Annotated in this window: 16 protein-coding genes; 9 read left to right on the plus strand and 7 right to left on the minus strand. The window is 58.2% G+C overall.

Annotated elements, in window-relative coordinates; all coding sequences use genetic code 11:
* Positions 1–105: 105 nt before the first annotated feature.
* The 3 genes from aceE to lpdA are packed head-to-tail and all read left to right on the plus strand — an operon-like array spanning position 106 to position 6,303.
* Positions 106–2,802, plus strand: a complete 2,697-nt coding sequence (aceE, locus tag ACHEXL_RS06235) for a pyruvate dehydrogenase (acetyl-transferring), homodimeric type (RefSeq protein WP_416561120.1) — start codon at positions 106–108, stop codon at positions 2,800–2,802.
* A 15-nt stretch (positions 2,803–2,817) separates the two neighbouring features.
* Positions 2,818–4,458 carry a dihydrolipoyllysine-residue acetyltransferase gene (gene aceF / locus ACHEXL_RS06240; RefSeq protein ID WP_416561121.1) on the plus strand — a complete coding sequence of 547 codons (1,641 nt, stop codon included), beginning with the start codon at positions 2,818–2,820 and terminating at the stop codon, positions 4,456–4,458.
* 9 nt (positions 4,459–4,467) lie between these two features.
* Positions 4,468–6,303, plus strand: coding sequence for a dihydrolipoyl dehydrogenase (gene lpdA / locus ACHEXL_RS06245; RefSeq protein ID WP_416561122.1), 1,836 nt, complete (start codon positions 4,468–4,470; stop codon positions 6,301–6,303).
* 86 nt (positions 6,304–6,389) lie between these two features.
* Here lpdA and ACHEXL_RS06250 read toward each other — a convergent pair whose 3' ends face one another.
* The 6 genes from ACHEXL_RS06250 to ACHEXL_RS06275 form a co-directional block, all read right to left on the minus strand.
* Positions 6,390–7,283: a hypothetical protein gene (locus tag ACHEXL_RS06250; protein ID WP_416561123.1), complete on the minus strand. Its 894-nt coding sequence runs from the start codon at positions 7,281–7,283 to the stop codon at positions 6,390–6,392.
* Positions 7,284–7,362: 79 nt separating this feature from the next.
* A complete protein-coding gene (locus ACHEXL_RS06255; RefSeq protein WP_416561124.1) occupies positions 7,363–7,959 on the minus strand; it encodes a 3'-5' exonuclease in 597 nt (198 codons plus the stop codon).
* A 4-nt stretch (positions 7,960–7,963) separates the two neighbouring features.
* A complete protein-coding gene (ylqF, locus tag ACHEXL_RS06260; RefSeq protein ID WP_416561125.1) occupies positions 7,964–8,899 on the minus strand; it encodes a ribosome biogenesis GTPase YlqF in 936 nt (311 codons plus the stop codon).
* 128 nt (positions 8,900–9,027) lie between these two features.
* Positions 9,028–9,375 (minus strand): hypothetical protein, encoded by a 348-nt coding sequence (locus tag ACHEXL_RS06265; RefSeq protein WP_416561126.1) that lies wholly within the window; start codon positions 9,373–9,375, stop codon positions 9,028–9,030.
* 393 nt (positions 9,376–9,768) lie between these two features.
* The gene (locus ACHEXL_RS06270; protein WP_090047922.1) at positions 9,769–10,050 is read right to left on the minus strand and encodes an HU family DNA-binding protein; all 282 of its coding nucleotides are present in this window, start codon (positions 10,048–10,050) and stop codon (positions 9,769–9,771) included.
* A gap of 292 nt (positions 10,051–10,342) precedes the next feature.
* The gene (locus ACHEXL_RS06275; RefSeq protein ID WP_416561127.1) at positions 10,343–11,242 is read right to left on the minus strand and encodes a DNA-binding protein; all 900 of its coding nucleotides are present in this window, start codon (positions 11,240–11,242) and stop codon (positions 10,343–10,345) included.
* 124 nt (positions 11,243–11,366) lie between these two features.
* On the opposite strand from ACHEXL_RS06275, the gene ACHEXL_RS06280 reads away from it, so the two are divergent.
* Both ACHEXL_RS06280 and ACHEXL_RS06285 read left to right on the plus strand, forming a co-directional pair.
* Positions 11,367–12,440, plus strand: a complete 1,074-nt coding sequence (locus ACHEXL_RS06280; RefSeq protein WP_416561320.1) for a site-specific integrase — start codon at positions 11,367–11,369, stop codon at positions 12,438–12,440.
* Between the two features lie 50 nt (positions 12,441–12,490).
* A complete protein-coding gene (locus ACHEXL_RS06285) occupies positions 12,491–12,808 on the plus strand; it encodes a YnfA family protein (RefSeq protein ID WP_053176984.1) in 318 nt (105 codons plus the stop codon).
* Positions 12,809–12,914: 106 nt separating this feature from the next.
* Here ACHEXL_RS06285 and cadR read toward each other — a convergent pair whose 3' ends face one another.
* Positions 12,915–13,364 (minus strand): Cd(II)/Pb(II)-responsive transcriptional regulator, encoded by a 450-nt coding sequence (gene cadR, locus ACHEXL_RS06290; protein ID WP_100119145.1) that lies wholly within the window; start codon positions 13,362–13,364, stop codon positions 12,915–12,917.
* 89 nt (positions 13,365–13,453) lie between these two features.
* On the opposite strand from cadR, the gene ACHEXL_RS06295 reads away from it, so the two are divergent.
* From ACHEXL_RS06295 to ACHEXL_RS06310, 4 genes are all read left to right on the plus strand, one after another.
* Positions 13,454–15,700, plus strand: coding sequence for a heavy metal translocating P-type ATPase (locus ACHEXL_RS06295; protein ID WP_416561128.1), 2,247 nt, complete (start codon positions 13,454–13,456; stop codon positions 15,698–15,700).
* Positions 15,701–15,803: 103 nt separating this feature from the next.
* Complete coding sequence (gene czcI, locus ACHEXL_RS06300) at positions 15,804–16,157, plus strand: cation efflux protein, CzcI family (RefSeq protein ID WP_108311101.1); 354 nt, start codon at positions 15,804–15,806, stop codon at positions 16,155–16,157.
* A 152-nt stretch (positions 16,158–16,309) separates the two neighbouring features.
* Positions 16,310–17,590 carry a TolC family protein gene (locus ACHEXL_RS06305; protein ID WP_416561129.1) on the plus strand — a complete coding sequence of 427 codons (1,281 nt, stop codon included), beginning with the start codon at positions 16,310–16,312 and terminating at the stop codon, positions 17,588–17,590.
* 32 nt (positions 17,591–17,622) lie between these two features.
* Positions 17,623–18,159 (plus strand): hypothetical protein, encoded by a 537-nt coding sequence (locus ACHEXL_RS06310; RefSeq protein ID WP_026039655.1) that lies wholly within the window; start codon positions 17,623–17,625, stop codon positions 18,157–18,159.
* The last annotated feature ends 3 nt before the right edge of the window (positions 18,160–18,162 follow it).

Genomic DNA, 18,162 nt, shown 5'->3' on the forward strand with positions numbered 1-18,162 from the left:
GTATCAAATTTCACGATGTAAAACACTAAAGCACAATTTGAAATAACGAAAAAAATATGTGAGAATTCAGGCATCATTTGTTCACAACAGCAACAGGAGACACGCATGACAGCGGCTACACCACAACAACCGGGCCGTGACCTGGACGCACAGGAGACCCGTGAATGGATGGACGCACTGTCCGCCGTGATTGAAAAAGCTGGCCCCGAGCGTGCGCATTACTTGCTCGAAGAGTTGCTCGAAGAAGCCCGCCAGCACAGCATTGATTTGCCGTTTTCGGCCACCACCGGTTATGTGAACAGCATCGAGCCCAACGAAGAGGCCCGCTGCCCCGGCAACATCGAAATCGAAGAGCGCCTGCGCGCCTACATGCGCTGGAACGCCATGGCCATGGTCGTCAAGGCCAACCGCCACAACCCTGAAGACGGTGGTGACCTGGGTGGTCACATCGGTTCGTTCGCCTCGCTGGCCCACATGTTTGGTGCCGGCTTCAACCATTTCTGGCACGCCGAAAGCGAAAACCACGGCGGTGATTGCCTCTACATCCAGGGCCACGTGTCGCCCGGCGTGTACGCACGCGCGTACCTCGAAGGCCGCCTGACCGAGGAGCAATTGCTCAACTTCCGCCAGGAAGTGGACGGCAAAGGCCTATCTAGCTACCCTCACCCCAAACTCATGCCTGAGTTCTGGCAGTTCCCCACGGTGTCCATGGGCCTGGGTCCCTTGATGGCCATCTACCAGGCGCGCTTTTTGAAATACTTGCACGCCCGAGGCATTGCCAATACCGAAAACCGCAAGGTTTGGGTGTTCTGCGGCGACGGCGAGATGGACGAGGTCGAGTCGCTGGGCGCGATTGGCCTGGCCGCGCGCGAGAATCTGGACAACCTGATTTTTGTCGTCAACTGCAACTTGCAGCGCCTCGATGGCCCGGTGCGCGGCAACGGCAAGATCGTGCAAGAACTCGAAGGCGAATTCCGCGGCTCGGGCTGGAACGTCATCAAGCTGCTGTGGGGCAGCGAGTGGGACAGCCTGCTGGCCCGCGACAAGGACGGCGCGCTGCGCAAGCTGATGATGGACACCCTGGACGGTGACTACCAGGCCTTCAAAGCCAACGATGGCGCGTATGTGCGCAAGCATTTCTTTGGCCGCGACCCGCGCACACTCGAGATGGTGGCGCACCTGTCGGACAACGACATCTGGAACCTCAAGCGCGGTGGTCACGACCCACAGAAGGTCTACGCCGCCTACCACAAGGCCGTCAACACCAAGGGCCAGCCCACAGTGCTGCTGATCAAGACTGTCAAAGGCTTTGGCATGGGCAAGGCGGGCGAGGGCAAGAACACCGTTCACCAGACCAAGAAGTTGACGGACGATGACATCAAGTACATGCGCGATCGCTTCAACATCCCGATCCCGGACAGCGAGCTGCCCAAGATCCCGTTTTACAAACCCGCTGACGATACGCCCGAGATGCGCTACCTGCACGAGCGCCGCCAAGCCCTGGGTGGCTACCTGCCCAAGCGCCGTGCCAAGGCCGACGAGAGCTTCACCGTGCCTTCGCTCGAGACCTTCAAAGCCGTGATGGAGCCCACCGCCGAAGGCCGTGAAATCTCCACCACCCAAGCGTATGTGCGCTTTTTGACCCAACTGCTGCGCGACCAAGCCCTGGGCCCACGCGTTGTCCCTATCTTGGTGGACGAAGCCCGCACCTTCGGCATGGAGGGCCTGTTCCGCCAGATCGGTATTTACAACCCGGCTGGCCAGCAGTACACCCCGGTCGACAAAGACCAGGTCATGTACTACAAGGAAGATGTGGCCGGTCAGATCCTGCAAGAAGGCATCAACGAAGCCGGCGGCATGTCCAGCTGGATCGCGGCGGCCACCAGCTACAGCACCAGCAACCGCATCATGGTGCCGTTCTACGTTTATTACTCGATGTTCGGCTTCCAGCGCATTGGCGACCTGGCCTGGGCGGCGGGCGATATGCAAGCACGCGGTTTCTTGCTCGGCGGCACATCGGGCCGCACCACGCTCAACGGCGAGGGCCTTCAGCACGAAGACGGTCACAGCCACATCATGGCCAACACCATCCCCAACTGCGTCTCGTATGACCCCACCTTCGCCCACGAAGTCGGCGTCATCCTGCACCACGGTTTGAAGCGCATGGTGGAGAAGCAAGACAACGTCTTTTATTACATCACCTTGCTGAACGAAAACTACGCGATGCCTGGCCTCACGCCCGGCACCGAAGATCAAATCATCAAGGGCATGTATTTGTGCAAGCCCGGTGCAGCTGGTGAGAAACGCGTGCAACTGTTGGGTTCGGGCACCATCCTGCGCGAATCGATTGCAGCCCAAACCCTGCTGGCCACCGACTGGGGCATTCAGGCCGACGTTTGGAGCTGCCCAAGCTTCAACGAGCTGACCCGCAACGGTCAGGACGCCGAGCGTTACAACTTGCTGCACCCGCTGGAAACACCTCGCGTGCCGTTTGTCAGTCAGCAACTGGCCAAGCACAGTGGCCCCGTGGTCGCATCGACCGACTACATGAAGGCCTATGCCGAGCAGATCCGTCCTTTCATTCCAAAGGACCGCACCTACAAAGTGCTGGGCACCGACGGTTTTGGCCGCTCCGACTTCCGCAGCAAGCTGCGCGAGCACTTTGAGGTCAACCGCCACTACATCGTGGTCGCCGCCCTCAAGGCGCTGAGCGAAGAGGGCAAGGTGCCGGTTGCTCAGGTGGCCGAGGCCATCCAGAAGTACGGCATCAAGACCGACAAGATCAACCCCCTGTACGCTTAAAAACCGGAGACAAACATGGCATTGGTAGAAGTACAAGTCCCGGACATCGGGGATTTTGATGAAGTGACCGTCATTGAGTTGATGGTCAAAGTGGGCGATACCGTCAAAGCCGAGCAATCGCTGATCACGGTCGAATCCGACAAAGCCTCGATGGAGATCCCGTCGAGCACAGCAGGCGTCGTGAAGGAAATGCGCGTGGCGCTGGGCGACAAGGTCAAACAAGGCTCGGTCGTGTTGGTGGTGGAGGCCGCTGGTGCCGCCGCGGCACCGGCTGCTGCGCCTGCTGCCGCAGTGGCTGCACCCGCACCCGCCGCAGCGCCCGTGGTTGCTGCACCTGCTGCCGCGCCTGCTGCATCCGGTCCCGTTGAAGTGCGTGTGCCTGACATCGGTGACTTCAAGGACGTGGCCGTCATCGAAGTCATGGTCAAGCCTGGCGACACCATCAAGGTCGAGCAGTCGCTGATCACCGTGGAGTCCGACAAAGCCTCGATGGAAATCCCATCCTCGGCCGCGGGCGTTCTCAAAGAGCTCAAAGTCAAAGTGGGCGACACCGTCAACATTGGTGACTTGCTGGCTATTTTGGAAGGCACTGCCTCTGTGGCCCCCGTGGTCGCTGCTGCTGCGGCTCCTGTGGCCGTGGCTTCGGCCCCGGCTGCTGCGCAAACTCCCGTGGCTGCCGCTGCCGCTGCGGTGGCCGCACCTGCCCACGCCCCGGGCGGCACCACATTGGGCTTGCCTCACGCCTCGCCATCGGTGCGCAAGTTCGCACGTGAACTGGGCGTGCCGCTGGAAGAAGTCAAAGGCACAGGCCTCAAAGGCCGCATCACCGAGAGCGATGTGCAAGCCTTCACCAAGGCGGTCATGTCGGGCGCTGCACAGACCAAGGCGCAGGCTGCTAAAGCGCCCGCAGGCGGTGGTTCCGAGCTCGGTCTGATCCCCTGGCCCAAGGTCGACTTTGCCAAGTTCGGCCCGATCGAGCGCAAGGAAATGTCGCGCATCAAGAAGATCAGCGGTGCCAACCTCTTGCGCAACGCCGTGATGATCCCAGCTGTCACCAACCACGACGATGCCGACATCACCGACCTTGAAGCCTTCCGCGTCTCGACCAACAAGGAAAACGAGAAGAGCGGCATCAAGGTCACTATGCTGGCCTTCCTGATCAAGGCCTGCGTGGCCGCGCTCAAGAAGTTTCCTGAGTTCAACAGCTCGCTGGACGGCGACGCGCTGATCTACAAGCAGTACTACCACATCGGTTTTGCCGCCGACACGCCCAACGGCCTGGTGGTGCCCGTGATCAAGGACGCCGACAAAAAAGGCGTCCTGCAGATCAGCCAGGAAATGGGTGAGCTGGCCAAAAAAGCCCGCGACGGCAAGCTCGGCCCCGCCGACATGTCGGGTGCGACCTTCACCATCTCCAGTCTCGGCGGCATCGGCGGCAAGTACTTCACGCCCATCATCAACGCGCCCGAAGTGGCCATCCTCGGTGTGTGCAAGAGCACCATGGAACCTGTCTGGGACGGCAAGCAGTTTGTGCCGCGACTGATGTTGCCCCTGTCCTTGACATGGGACCACCGCGTCATCGACGGCGCTGCAGCGGCACGCTTCAACGCGTTCCTGGGTCAAATCCTCAGCGATTTCCGTCGCGTGTTGCTGTAAGGACTGACCATGGCACTGATTAATATTCAAGTCCCCGACATCGGCGACTTCGACCAAGTGGCCGTGATCGAGTTGCTGGTCAAACCCGGCGACAACGTCAAGGCCGAGCAATCGCTCATAACCGTGGAGTCCGACAAGGCCTCGATGGAAATCCCGTCCTCACACGCTGGCGTTGTGAAGGAACTCAAGGTTCAGCTCGGCGACAAGGTCAAGCAAGGCTCTGTGGTGCTGGTGCTCGAAGCGGAGGGCGCTGCGGCGGCCCCGGCTACCGCGTCTGCACCAGCGGCCCCGGCTGCTGCACCTGTGGCTCCGACGGCTGCGTCTGCTTCACCAGCCCCCGTGGCCTCCAGCTTCGGCGGCTCTGCCGACCTCGAGTGCGATGTGCTCGTGTTGGGCGGTGGCCCTGGTGGTTACTCGGCAGCATTCCGTGCAGCCGATCTGGGCCTCAAGGTTGTCATCGTCGAGCGCTACGCCACCCTGGGCGGCGTGTGCCTCAACGTGGGTTGCATCCCATCCAAAGCCTTGCTGCACGTCGCAGCGGTGATGGACGAAGTCAGCCACATGGCCGACCTCGGTGTGGACTTCGGCAAGCCTGCCGTCAACATCGACAAGCTGCGCGGCCACAAGGAAAAAGTCATTGGCAAACTCACAGGCGGCTTGGCGGCCATGGCCAAGATGCGCAAGGTCACCACCGTGCGCGGCTTGGGACAGTTTGTAGGCGCGAACCACCTCGAAGTGGAAGAAACGACTGGGACTGGTCAAGAAAAAACCGGCAGCAAAAAAGTGATCGCGTTCAAACGCGCCATCATCGCGGCCGGTTCGCAAGCCGTGCGTTTGCCTTTTATGCCCAACGACCCGCGCGTGGTCGACAGCACCGGCGCTTTGGAACTCAAAGAAGTGCCCAAGCGCATGCTCATCTTGGGCGGCGGCATCATCGGCCTGGAAATGGGCACCGTCTACAGCACGCTGGGCGCACGCCTGGACGTGGTGGAAATGATGGACGGCCTCATGCAAGGTGCGGACCGCGACCTGGTCAAGATCTGGCAAAAGATGAACGCCAAGCGCTTTGACAACATCATGCTCAAAACCAAGACCGTGTCCGCACGCGCCTTGCCCGAAGGCATTGAAGTCACGTTTGCACCGGCAGAAGAGGGCGGCACAGCCCCCGCGCCGCAGGTGTACGACCTGGTGCTGCAAGCCGTGGGCCGTACGCCCAATGGCAAGAAGATTGCGGCTGAAAAAGCCGGTGTGGCGGTGACCGATCGCGGCTTCATCAACGTCGACATTCAGATGCGCACCAACGTGCCGCACATCTTCGCCATCGGCGACATCGTGGGCCAGCCCATGTTGGCGCACAAGGCGGTGCACGAAGCCCACGTGGCGGCTGAAGTGATTGCGGGCGAACTGCAAGGCAACAAAGAGCTGGCTGCCGCGGCGTTCAACGCACGCGTCATCCCCAGCGTCGCCTACACCGACCCCGAAGTGGCCTGGGTGGGCCTGACGGAAGACCAAGCCAAAGCGCAAGGCATCAAGGTGAAAAAGGGCTTGTTCCCATGGGCTGCCTCGGGCCGCGCCATTGCCAACGGCCGCGACGAAGGCGTGACCAAGCTGCTGTTTGACGATTCCCCCGAGGCCCACGGCCATGGCAAGATTCTCGGCGGCGGCATGGTGGGCACGCACGCGGGCGACATGATTGGTGAGATCGCTCTGGCCATCGAAATGGGCGCAGACGCCGTGGACATCGGCAAAACCATCCACCCCCACCCCACGCTGGGCGAAAGCATCGGTATGGCGGCAGAAGTGGCGCACGGTTCCTGTACGGACGTGCCGCCCAGCAAGAAGTAAACGCTTCGAGCTTCAAAATGAAGAAGCCCGGACGGGAAACTGTCCGGGCTTCTTGCTTTCTGCGGTCCGCTGGTCATCACTGCCTATCAATGCGCTCCCAGGTAACACCCCTCTGCGCGTTCAGTGTCATCACCTTCTTCGCAGCACAGCGCCGCAATCAGGGCTTGGTCGACCAGCTGACCGGGTAGCAGCAGCTCTTCATTCGTCCAGCGCTTGACCAAGTGGCCATTGGCCACGCCGCCGGTGTGGGGGGCTTGGTAGGCGCGGCGGTGTTGCATGGTCACGCCATTGTTGGCGTTGGCAATGAAGCGGCTTTCGCCCAAGGCCCAGGGTTCAAAGTAGGCGTTGGCCGCGGCATCCACCCGGCGGAAGTAGCTGCGTGCGCCTTCGGCATTGAGCTTTTTGCGCACGGTGCGCGTGATGAGACCTTGCAAGTGGTCGAGCGCGGCGTCGTCCATTTGGTCCAAGGCTTCGGGACGCATGTCCTGTGTGGCCAGCGCCGACGTGGCGGCCAACTCGGCGGGCAGCACCTGCACCATGGCTTTGACCACATCGCGGTGCGGTGCCACGGCGGTGGCCACGCCGCGTGTTTGCGGCTGGATGGGGCAGCGAATTTCCACAAAGCGTGGCTTCACTGGGCCGGTGCAGCCGTCGTGGTGGTAGTACTCACCTTGGCTCAGGCGCCCCTTGCTGGACCGCCCGCGCACATCGCGGTAGGAGGGGTGCTGGCTGTGAACATTCAGGCAAACAACCAATCCGGTGGCATCGACCAATTGGTAGAAGGCTTCACGCCATTCGGGTAAGAGGAGTTTGTTGTGCAGGTAGTCGCTGGGCAGGGCGGCTTCTTGGCCCACTTCGCCTTCAATGACCAACACAAAAGGCTTGGGTCTGCGCACCCGCCACAGGGCATTGGCAAAGCTCAGCACCGAGCGGGTGCTTTCAGTGTTGGAGGTGGCGCAGTGGCCCGTGGGGTCAGACATGGGGAAAGTTCGGCAATCGGTCGGTATCAATGACGATCAGGAAGTCGGCGAGAATTTTAGGGCTTCATTTCAAAAGGGCTCAGCCTATGCCCAGCGCTTGCCACACCCGAAGGGCGGCATACGCGTCGTTGGCGGCATAGACCAGTTGCGATTCGCTCAACCGTTCATTGGCCCAATTGCTGGTGGCAGCCTTTTTGGATTTCATGAAGCGCTGATTGAACAACACCGCCACCGCGCCCTTGACCCCCATGTCTTTGCGGTAGCCGCGCTGGTGGAAGATGGTGTTGAGTTCCAGAATGCCTTGGGGCTCAATGCCCAGTTTCTGGATGATGCGTTTTCGGTCATCGCCCAAACCAAAACCAGCTTTGACGATCCCCGGTTGCGCCAACAGTTTGGCAGCCACGCTTCGGCATTGTGGATCGTGCAACTGAAACACCCAGGCTCGCTCTGCAGTGGCGAGTTGCAGGATGTGGGGGCCATCCGAGGCTTCACCGACTTTGAACGTGGGTTTGGACTCGGTGTCAAAACCCCATGCGCCGGCCTGAAGCAGCTGTGCATGGGCTTGCTCCGCTTGTGCGCCGCTGCTGACCAGGGTGATTCGGTCCAGTCCAAGTCGCTCAAAAAGCGGGAGGAGGGCAATGGCGTCTTTGTCAGGGGTGGTATGACGAGGGCTCATGTGATCAGCCCGCCGTTTTTCGTGAAGTCTTCTTGGTCTTGTCGCTCGCCTGTTTGCGCACAGCGCGTTCAGCATCGGCTTTTTTCCCTTCGGCCAACCATTGGGCGAATTGTTCGGGTGTTTCCAGCGTGATGCGGCCCAGTGCGGCCGAGCGAAAGTCATGGATCACGATGTGTGCGGCCTTGGTGGTGTTGACCCGTCCGCCACTTTGCATGGCGCCGCGCACTCGGCCAACGGCTTCGAGCAGGGTTTCGTCGGTGTGGCTGGCCACATCGGTGATTTTGTAGCGGTCCGTCAGTGCCTGCGGATAGTGTGAGATCAGGTAGTTGAGCAATTCCAGTGCGACCACTTCTTCATCAAAAGCGTTCACGCCAATCGCTCCGCTGGCTGCGAGGTTGTAACCGCTTTGCTCGACGATGATGCGTGGCCACAGCACGCCGGGTGTGTCGTACAGATAAAAATCGTCGGCCAGCGCGATGCGCATCTCTTGCTTGGTGACGCCGGCTTCGTCACCTGTTTTGGCTGCGCGTTTGCCTTTGAGGGTGTTGATCAGCGTGGATTTACCTACGTTGGGGATGCCGCAGATCAGCACGCGCATGGGTTTGACCATGCCACCACGGTGTGGGGCCAGCTGCTGGCAGGCGTCGATCAGCGCTTTGGCCGGTGAGCTCATGCTCGTGTCCAGCCCAATGGCCCGCACGCCGGGCAGGGCGTTGTAATAGGACAGCCATTGGACGGTTCGGGCTGGATCTGCCAAATCCTGTTTGCTCAAAATTTTGAGAGCGGGCTTGCCCTTGATCAGCTCGGCCAACATGGGGTTGGAACTCGAGCCGGGAAGCCGCGCATCGAGCATTTCGATGACGACGTCAATTTCTTTGATGCGCTCCCCAATCGCTTTGCGCGTGAGGTGCATGTGTCCGGGAAACCATTGAATCGCCATAAAAACCGCTGCCAACCGAGAATCAAAGAGCTTGATTGTCGGTCACTTTGGCTTGGGCGGTTGACACTTCAGAGAGATGCCTGAAGACCACCTCAAAGTGCGAACGTCACACACAGAGCCATTCAGGTTCAGCGAACCAGATCTTCCATCGCATCGATGACCATGCTGGTGCCCATCGCGATCAACAAAATATCCGAAGCGACACGCACATATTTGTAGCCTGCAGGCGGCGGCCCCAAGCTCACCACCACGGATCGAGGCACATCGTAATAAACAACACCCGTGGGCAGTGGTGCGCCTTTGCGCCACTTTTTAGCTTGGCCCGGTGGCAAGCAGCCATTGCCTTTTTTGGCCAGGCCCGGTGGACAAAATCCGGTGTTTTCCTGTCGACCGTAGTAGCTGCGGGCCGCTTCCAGATGGTGCGGCTGGAAATAGGTGCCGATGGTAATTGCTCCAGCAGAAGAGGGCGCAGACATGTGTGGTGAAGGCTGCGCTTGTGACCGGTGCAGGCCTGCTGGATCCGAGTCTCGCCTTTTCATCGGTTGCTGATGTTGATCTTGGCCGGGCTTGCCTTGGCGCTGTGCTTTTCGAGGCGAATCGCCATCAGGTTTTTCTGCTTGTGCCGTTTGTGGCAGCCAGAGCGTGGTTGTCATGGCCAACAATGCAATGCCGATGCATCGGGTTGAGTTCATAGGGCGCTTTCCTTGACCTTGGCTAAACAATGGGTCTGGTCAAATTAGCAGCAGGCGCTGCGGTTGACTGTGTGGCAACACACACAAACTCAGTAATCTCTAAGCCTTGTTTATCCCCATGAAAAAAGGCAGCCAGGTTATTCACCATGGCTGCCTTTCGGTGGAAGCAAATGGAAATTACTTCTTCTTGTTCACGGCGGCTTTGAAAGCGGCACCTGCAGTGAAGCGGGGAACAGTCGCCGCTGCGATCTTCAGCTTCTCACCTGTGCGTGGGTTCTTGCCAACCCGTGCAGCGCGTTTGGCTGCTTTGAAGGTACCAAAACCAATCAATTGCACATCTTGTTTTTTGGCAACGGTCTTGGTGATGATTTCAACCAAAGCGCTCACGGCACGGCCGGCAGCGGCTTTGGACATGTCAGTTTCTTTGGCCAAGGCTTCGATCAGTTCTGCTTTGTTCAAGATTTTCTCCAGGTGAATAGAACGGCGAGATTTTGCCACGCATCGATGGGGGTATTGCTTTAATTTTTCTCAATTTCATCAACTTGTTTCACCGATACAACTTTACATAATATACATCGTATGTAATTATCAGTCAGCAGGGTTGACGGATGCAGCGGGCTTTGCTCGGTCACACAAGTAAAGTTGACGCTACTTTCCAAGTAAAGTTATAGCTACTCACATATTCCAAGTAAAGTTAACGCTATCAAGGACTGGTGATTTGGCAAGACCAAAACGTTGATGTGCGTAACTTCTATCCGATTACGCTTCGTACGGCTTTGTTCTTTGCTGCAGATTTGAGTTTTTTGGGTTGCATGTCGTTGATGCGTGCAAGATAACCTGATGCGCGCTCTGATAGCTGCGTGTTTTGCATCCTCAGCTCGTGCAGTTGCTTGGTCAAATTTCCTGCCACTTCCAGAGCCTCACTTTGATGTCGTATCTGCTTCTTTTTCTCAATCTCCACCTCTGCCTGTAATTTTTTTACTTGTTGGCGCTCGCGATCAATCTCCGCCATCAGTCTTCGTTCTGAAGACACAAACTGTGCCTGAAGCGCTTGGATTTCAGCGCTGTGAGACCGCAGTTGCGCATCGTGACGGCGACGCTCCTCATTGCCTTCGGCAACTTGCTGTTGAAGCGCCAGACGCGATGATGTGAGTTCCTCATCCTTCTTGTTCACAAGCATTTGAAGCTTATGCGCTTGACCTTGTGTTTCGGCATGCTTCAGTTCAAGCGCATCAAGGGCTTGCTTTAATTCTGATGCCTTCTGCGTGAACGCTCCACGCTCAGCTTCAATTTCAGCAAGCACCGTCGTCATTTGCTGTTCTTGCTGACTTGCTGTGTTCGCGAAATCTGCTTTTGATACTTCAAAAGTACTGTGAGCCTCCTGCAAAGCACTTTTCCAGAGGGTTTTCATGGCTACTTGCACAGTAGCTGGCAATTCGCTTGTTTTATCGGATTCACCCGTTGGTCCTCTCAAACGCTCTCCCAATGAAGAAAACCAGACCTCCAGCATCGGGCCCACGGTGTTGGGCGATCCACGGCCCAATTTCATGCGAACACGTTCAATGGTCGGTTTGAGTTGCTCACTGAGCAATTCGTCGGCTGCGCCGTTGACATCGGTTTGCTGAACACCCCTTGGACTTTTAACTTGCATCGCCCTGCTCCTTGCTGTAAATTTACCGACGATAAGAGATATTTATCGTGATTTAAAGGATAAAAAGATAAATAATCTTACATGCTATGTAAGATTTCTTCAAAGAAATAAGCCGCCCATGAACTTGCGCCTGCCCGCGCTCAAAAATACACCCGCCCTGGAGCCAGAGGCTCTGAGCGAAGTCACCCAACGCGCCGTCGAAGATCTGCTGCGCGAAGGTGAATCAAAAAACACCCTCATTAGCTACCGCAGCGCCTTGCGCTACTGGGCCGCATGGTTTGGTGCACGCTACGGCCGACAAATACAGCTGCCCGTGCCCACCGCCTGTGTGCTCCAGTTTGTCGTCGACCACGCGGATCGAACCACCGACAAAGGCCTGGCGCACGAGCTGCCCATCGAGATCGATCAAGCCCTGGTGAAATCCGGCTTCAAAGGCAAACTCGGCGCACTCGCACACAACACCCTGATTCACCGAATTGCGGTCCTGTCCAAAGCCCACCAAATTGGCGAGTTCAAAAACCCTTGCCACGACCCCAAAGTGCGCGAGCTTCTCTCCCGCACCCGCAAGGCCTACGCCAAGCGGGGTGCCCTCCCCCGCAAAAAAGACGCCCTCACCAAAGAGCCTCTTCAAGCCATCTTGCAAACGTGCGATGACTCAGTCATCGGCATCCGCGATAGAGCACTGATCTTGTTCGCCTGGTCCAGTGGCGGGCGCAGGAGATCCGAGGTGGCCAGCGCAGACATGCAGTTTTTAAAACGCACCGGCCCCGATGCCTATCTCTACAACTTGGCGTTCTCCAAAACGAACCAAGCCGGCGCAGAACGCGCTGAAAACCACAAACCCATTTTTGGCCTCGCAGCGCAAGCCCTCTCGGCATGGCTCACCGTCAGCCACATCACCAGCGGGGCGATTTTCCGAAGAGTGCGCAAAGGCGGTCACATCGGTGAAGCGCTCTCCCCTGCCGCTGTCAAAGATATCGTTAAAAAGCGATGCTTGTTGGCAGGCATTGACGGCAACTATGCCGCCCACTCCCTGCGCTCAGGGTTCGTGACAGAGGCAGGCTTGCAAAACGTTCCCCTCGCTCAGACCATGGCCATGACGGGGCACCACAGCGTCTCCACCGTGTTGGGTTATTTCCGCATCACACAAGAGGCTGAGGTGACAGACCTTATGAGAGATGCGCGCCCCAACACTTGAAGCTCAACTGGGGTATGAACTTGTATGGAAAATCAGGCACAGGAGATCAAATGAAGACCATCACGCTCTATTTCGCAACCGCAATCGCTGAAATCGTGGGGTGCTACCTGCCCTGGCTCTGGCTCAAGCAAAACGGATCTCCATGGTTGCTGATACCCGCCGGAGTCAGTCTGGCGGCCTTCGCGTGGCTACTGACACTGCACGAAGCTGCCACCGGACGCGTCTACGCTGCTTACGGGGGTGTCTACATCTTTGCAGCTATTCTTTGGCTATGGGCCGTCGACGGCATCCGACCATCGAATTGGGATGTCGCGGGTGTTGCCGTGGCCCTGCTGGGTATGAGCATCATTGCCTTTCAACCGCGCTAGGAACAGATCCTCAATTTGGAGAATGCTTTGAAAAAAGCGCCTTGCTTGCGGATCTCGGAACAGTGTTTACGGGCGCTCAAAGGGACTCGTACCCCTTTGACGCAAATCAGTGCGCCCCATGCACATGGCGCGCGCCTCGCTTGCCCACCGGCCCCACTTCCTTAGAGGCCTGAGCAATTCCGGAAAGTACACCGCACTCACTGACAGCGCCGTTTCCGGCACAACCGGTTCGCAACTCAACAAGTTGCCTTTGCAAGACCTTCAGCTCTCTGATTCGAACCGCCACATGCTTGATGTGCTCATCAACCAAGGCGTTGATGTCAGAACAGTCCTGTGGGGGGGAATCTTTCATGCGCAACAGCGCTCGAATCTCATCCAGGGCCATGTCCAAGCTTCGGCAGTACCGAATGAACGAAAGTCGTTCAACGTGCTCCGGTCCATAGACGCGGTAGTTGCCTTCTGTTCGCCCCGGCTGTGGCAACAAGGCCTCACGCTCGTAGTAGCGAATCGTCTCCACCTGTGTATCGGTGGCCTTGGCGAGCTCTCCAATCCTCATGGTGTCCTCCATCAGCGGTTGACCATATTTTAGGCGCTTGACTCTAAAGTGGCTACAGGGTTTCTAATCGCTGTAACGAGGAAGAAATCATGAGTACAAGTACATCTTGCGAAGGCGCAAAGCCACAGGTCCGCCCGACTGAGAACGGATGTTCAGCCGCTTCCTGCGTACCCTTGGTGCAATCTGAGCAGGACGTGGCGCATATGAACACAGACCAGTCACAGAAAAGGTTCCGTATCTCCAACATGGACTGCGCCTCAGAGGAGTCCGAGATCCGGCGCGCTGTGGATGGCATCCCGGAAATTGAAGCCTTGCGATTCGATCTGGGGGCACGCGTACTGACCATTTCTGCGAGCCAAGCTGCATTGCCAAACGCACTACAGGCGATTCGAAAGGCAGGGTTTAAGCCTGAGCCCATCGACGAAGCCGACAAAAAACCTTCCGGTACAACTAATGCGTCTGCGACGTTTTGGGACATGTGGGGAAAGCTTCTGGCGGCGCTCGGCTTGGCATTGGCAGCAGAGGCGATCGCGTACGCCTTCCCTGCGACGACCTGGATCAAAGCCCTGGGCATGGCCATCGCTTTGGGTGCCATCTTCCTTTCAGGCTTCGGCGTCTACGGAAAAGGCCTGGCTGCGCTGCGGCAAGGACGATTGAACATCAACGCCCTCATGGCAGTAGCCGTCACAGGCGCCTTCTTGATCGGCCAGTGGCCTGAGGCCGCCATGGTGATGGCGCTCTATGCCATTGCAGAGGCCATCGAAGCGCGGGCGGTCGACCGCGCTCGAGGTGCCATCAAAAGCCTTCTTGCCTTATCACCAGAGCAAGCCGAGGTAAGCCAGGAGGACGGCGGCTGGCTTCGGATTGACGTCAAGTCTGTTGCATTGAACTCGGTGGTACGTATCTCTCCGGGTGAGCGTGTTCCGCTTGATGGCACCGTGCTGGCGGGTCAGAGCGCGGTGGATCAATCGCCTTTGACAGGCGAGAGCCTGCCCGTGGACAAAGGACCTGGTGATGAGGTGTTTGCCGGAACCATCAACCAGGCCTCTGCTTTGGAAGTCCGGGTCACATCGCCCGCCTCAGACAGCACGCTCAGCCGGATCATCAAAGCCGTCGAGGAAGCGCAGGCCTCTCGCGCACCGACGCAGCGTTTTGTTGACCAGTTCGCCGCCGTCTACACACCTGCGGTCTTTGCCCTTGCGGTGCTGGTTGCCGTCCTGATGCCCTGGGTGGCCGGGATCACGTGGCTCGAAGCGGTCTACAAGGCTCTGGTCCTGCTTGTGATTGCATGCCCTTGCGCCTTGGTCATCTCCACACCCGTCACGGTGGTGAGTGGTCTGGCCGCAGGGGCACGGCGGGGTATCTTGATCAAGGGAGGCGTTTACCTGGAGGAAGCCCGAAAGATCAAAGCCGTCGCTTTGGATAAAACCGGCACCATCACCGAAGGAAAGCCCAAATTGGTGGCGTTCGAACCCATCGCACCCGACGAGCCTGAGCAAGGGGCAGAACTGCTCGCAAAGAGCCTGGCTGCGCGTTCAGACCACCCCGTCTCAAAAGCGATTGCCCAAGGCCTAGCGGTACAAGCCCAAGAAGTCGAAGCATTTGAAGCTGTCGCAGGTCGTGGCGTCCAGGGGGTGATCGATGGTCACCCCTACATCCTGGCCAATCACCGCTGGATCGAAGAGCGCGGCCAGTGTTCTGCGACATTGGAAGCACGCCTCGCAGTTCATGAGGAGGCAGGACGAACTGTGACCATTTTGGCCAATCGGGACCAGGTGATCGCGCTCTTCGCTGTAGCGGACACGATCAAACCGTCATCGATCGAGGCCATTTCCGAAATGAAGGCGCTGGGGGTCGTTCCCATCATGTTGACCGGTGATAACGCCGCCACGGCGCGCACCGTAGGACACTTGGCAGGCATTTCAGAAATCCGAGGCAACCTGCTGCCCGAGGACAAGCTCAAGGCGATTGAAGAGTTCCAAGGAAGATACGGTGTGACGGCCATGACCGGTGACGGCATCAATGATGCCCCGGCACTTGCAAAGGCGAACATTGGCTTTGCGATGGGCGCTGCGGGCACTCACACGGCCATGGAAGCGGCCGACGTCGTCGTCATGAACGACGACCTGCGCCGCTTGCCCGAGACGATTCGCCTCTCCAAACGTACCCATGTCATTTTGTGGCAGAACATCACCCTGGCTCTGGGCATCAAGGCGGTATTCCTGCTCATGGCCATCTTTGATGACGCGTCTATGTGGATGGCGGTCTTTGCCGACATGGGCGCAAGCTTGTTGGTGGTTTTCAATGGGCTTCGGCTTCTCAAGGCAGTCAAGTGATGGCTCCCAGGCAGCTGTAAACCTCTCCCATTGCCTCAGGATTACTGAGGCCAACGCCTCGTCCCGTGATCAAGTAAGCCTGAATCGACTAAACTATTAACTTATGAAAAAGTTCTTGGCAATCTTCTTGCTGGTTCTGTTGCCCTTGCAATACAGCTGGGCAGCAATGGCAAGCTATTGCGAGCACGAAACCAGTGTGACTGCCAAGCACCCTGGTCACCACACCCATGACCATGCGTCAATTGACCAGCAAGAGTCCAGCAAAAATGCCCCTCAATCGGCGGGCATGGACCATGACTGTGCCACTTGTCATATGGGTTGTGCCGCTGCCCTGGTCAGCGATCTGAGCAAGACCACATTAGCAGCCTCTGACGATCACCCACTTCACCTTCAGGTCATTGCTTCTCATATGGCAAGTGAACGTCCTGAACGGCCTCAATGGCCCGTGCTTGCCTGATCGGCGAGCCTCGGGTTTCTTTACCTTTCCCTCTTTTCGAATCCCCTGTGTGCGGATGCACATGACGCTTTGCGCGTTGTGCGTCATCGCCTAGCGACGTGTTGTCGCTGCTCGCTGATCTCCTTGGATGTTTTCACCATTGGAGATGAGCTATGAGTTTGTACAAAAAAAGATCGGCACCGATTCGAATCGCGCTGTCGGTCATGACCCTGAGTGGCTTGGTGCTGACGGCCCAAGCACAAGGCACATCCGCCGCCGCGTTGAGTGGCTCGGTGTCCTTGAAAGATGTTTTCGAAACGGCGTGGCAAAGGCAACCCGAGGCGTACGCGCTTCAATCGCGTCGCGATGCTGCCCAGGCCCAGGCCAAAGCCGCGTCGATGCTGTCCCCCGAGCCGCCCTCGCTGGAGATAAGTCAGCGATCAGACCGGATGACAGGCAACAGCGGTGCGCGGGAAGCTGAGGTGGGTATCGCCGTTCCCATCTGGCTACCCGGACAACGCACAGCCAGTGCCGATCTGGCGCAAGCTGAAATCTCGTTGGTTGAGCGCAAGCTGCTCGCCTCACAACTGCGGCTCGCTTCTTCCGTCAGGGATGCTTGGTGGGGCTGGTTGCGAGCTCGCGTCGATGCTGAACTGGCGAGCGAACAACTGGCCAATGCACAACGCATCGCCGCTGATGTTGCCAAACGGACCAACGCGGGTGATCTGGCAAAGTCCGACCAGCATCAAGCCGAAGGCGCTGTCGCTGCGGCCCAAGCGCATGCCGCCCAAGCTCAAGCTGCATCTGCCGCAGCCTTGGCACAAGTGATGGCGCTGACAGGCAGGACGGCTCAGGCAGACTTGACAGTCAACGCGGCTGTCGAGCCAGCGCCAGATTCGACCCCACATACGGGTGCGGCAGTGGGGCATCCCTTGTTGGCTGAACTGGAGGACCGCATCACGATGGCCGAGCGGACGGCTCAGCTGATCAGCGCCCAGAGGCGATCCAACCCGGAACTCACGGTGGCCACCACGCGCGGCCGTGGGGCATTTGGAGAACGCTATGGCCAGACTGTGCTGATTGGCATTCGCGTGCCCTTGGGTGCAGGCCCTAGGCATGACGCCCGTCTTGCGACTGCACAAGCCGAAGCGATAGAGGTGCAGTCACAACTGGTCCTCGAGCAGGCGCGCATTCAAGCCGACAAACAAGGCGCTGCTGCTCGTCTGGAGGCCGCACGCACTCAACTTGATGCTGCGCAGCGACGAGCCCAGCTGGCCAACGAGTCCCGCAGCTTTTTTGACAAGTCGTTCAGGCTGGGCGAGTCGGATCTGCCCACCCGCTTGCGCATTGAAGCAGAGGCTGCAGAGGCCGCGCGACAAGCCGCTCGAAGCCGAATTGACCTGGCCTCCGCCATTTCGGCATTGCGGCAGTCCTTGGGCCTGCTGCCTCAGTGATGCTGACACCCCTCAAAAACTCAAGGAACACCATGAAGATCATTCATTCAACAGCCGCCACCTTTATGGCGCTGATATTCACATTACTCAGTCCTATGGCCATTGCCGGTGAGGGTCACGATCACGCGGAAGCTGCGCCAAAAACCCAGGGAACAGCACTGCCGCGTTTCGTCGCGGTTTCAGAGGATCTTGAAATGGTCGGCATTGTCAATGGCAAGCAGCTGACGATTTACCTGGACCGTTTTACAGACAACAGTCCGGTCAATGACGCCCAAATTGACATCGATATCCAAGGCGGCAAATACAAAGCCGAAAAACACGGCGTAGGTGAATACGAAGTCATCCTCAAGGACACGCTCAAACCTGGCGTCATTGCCATCACCGCAACCATTCAGGCCGGTGAACTGAACGACCTGCTGACTGGCGAACTCGATTTGCACGAGGACGAAGATGAACCTGTCAGTGGTTCTTCTTGGAAAGGCATCGCCCTGTGGATCGGCGGGGGGTTATTGGCCCTGATGGCATTAGGCGCGATCGTTCGCTTTCGTCAACAAGCTCGTACGGCCTAAGGA

Source organism: Limnohabitans sp. YIMB22184, from assembly GCF_048020265.1.
Taxonomy (GTDB): Bacteria; Pseudomonadota; Gammaproteobacteria; order Burkholderiales; family Burkholderiaceae_C; genus Limnohabitans_A.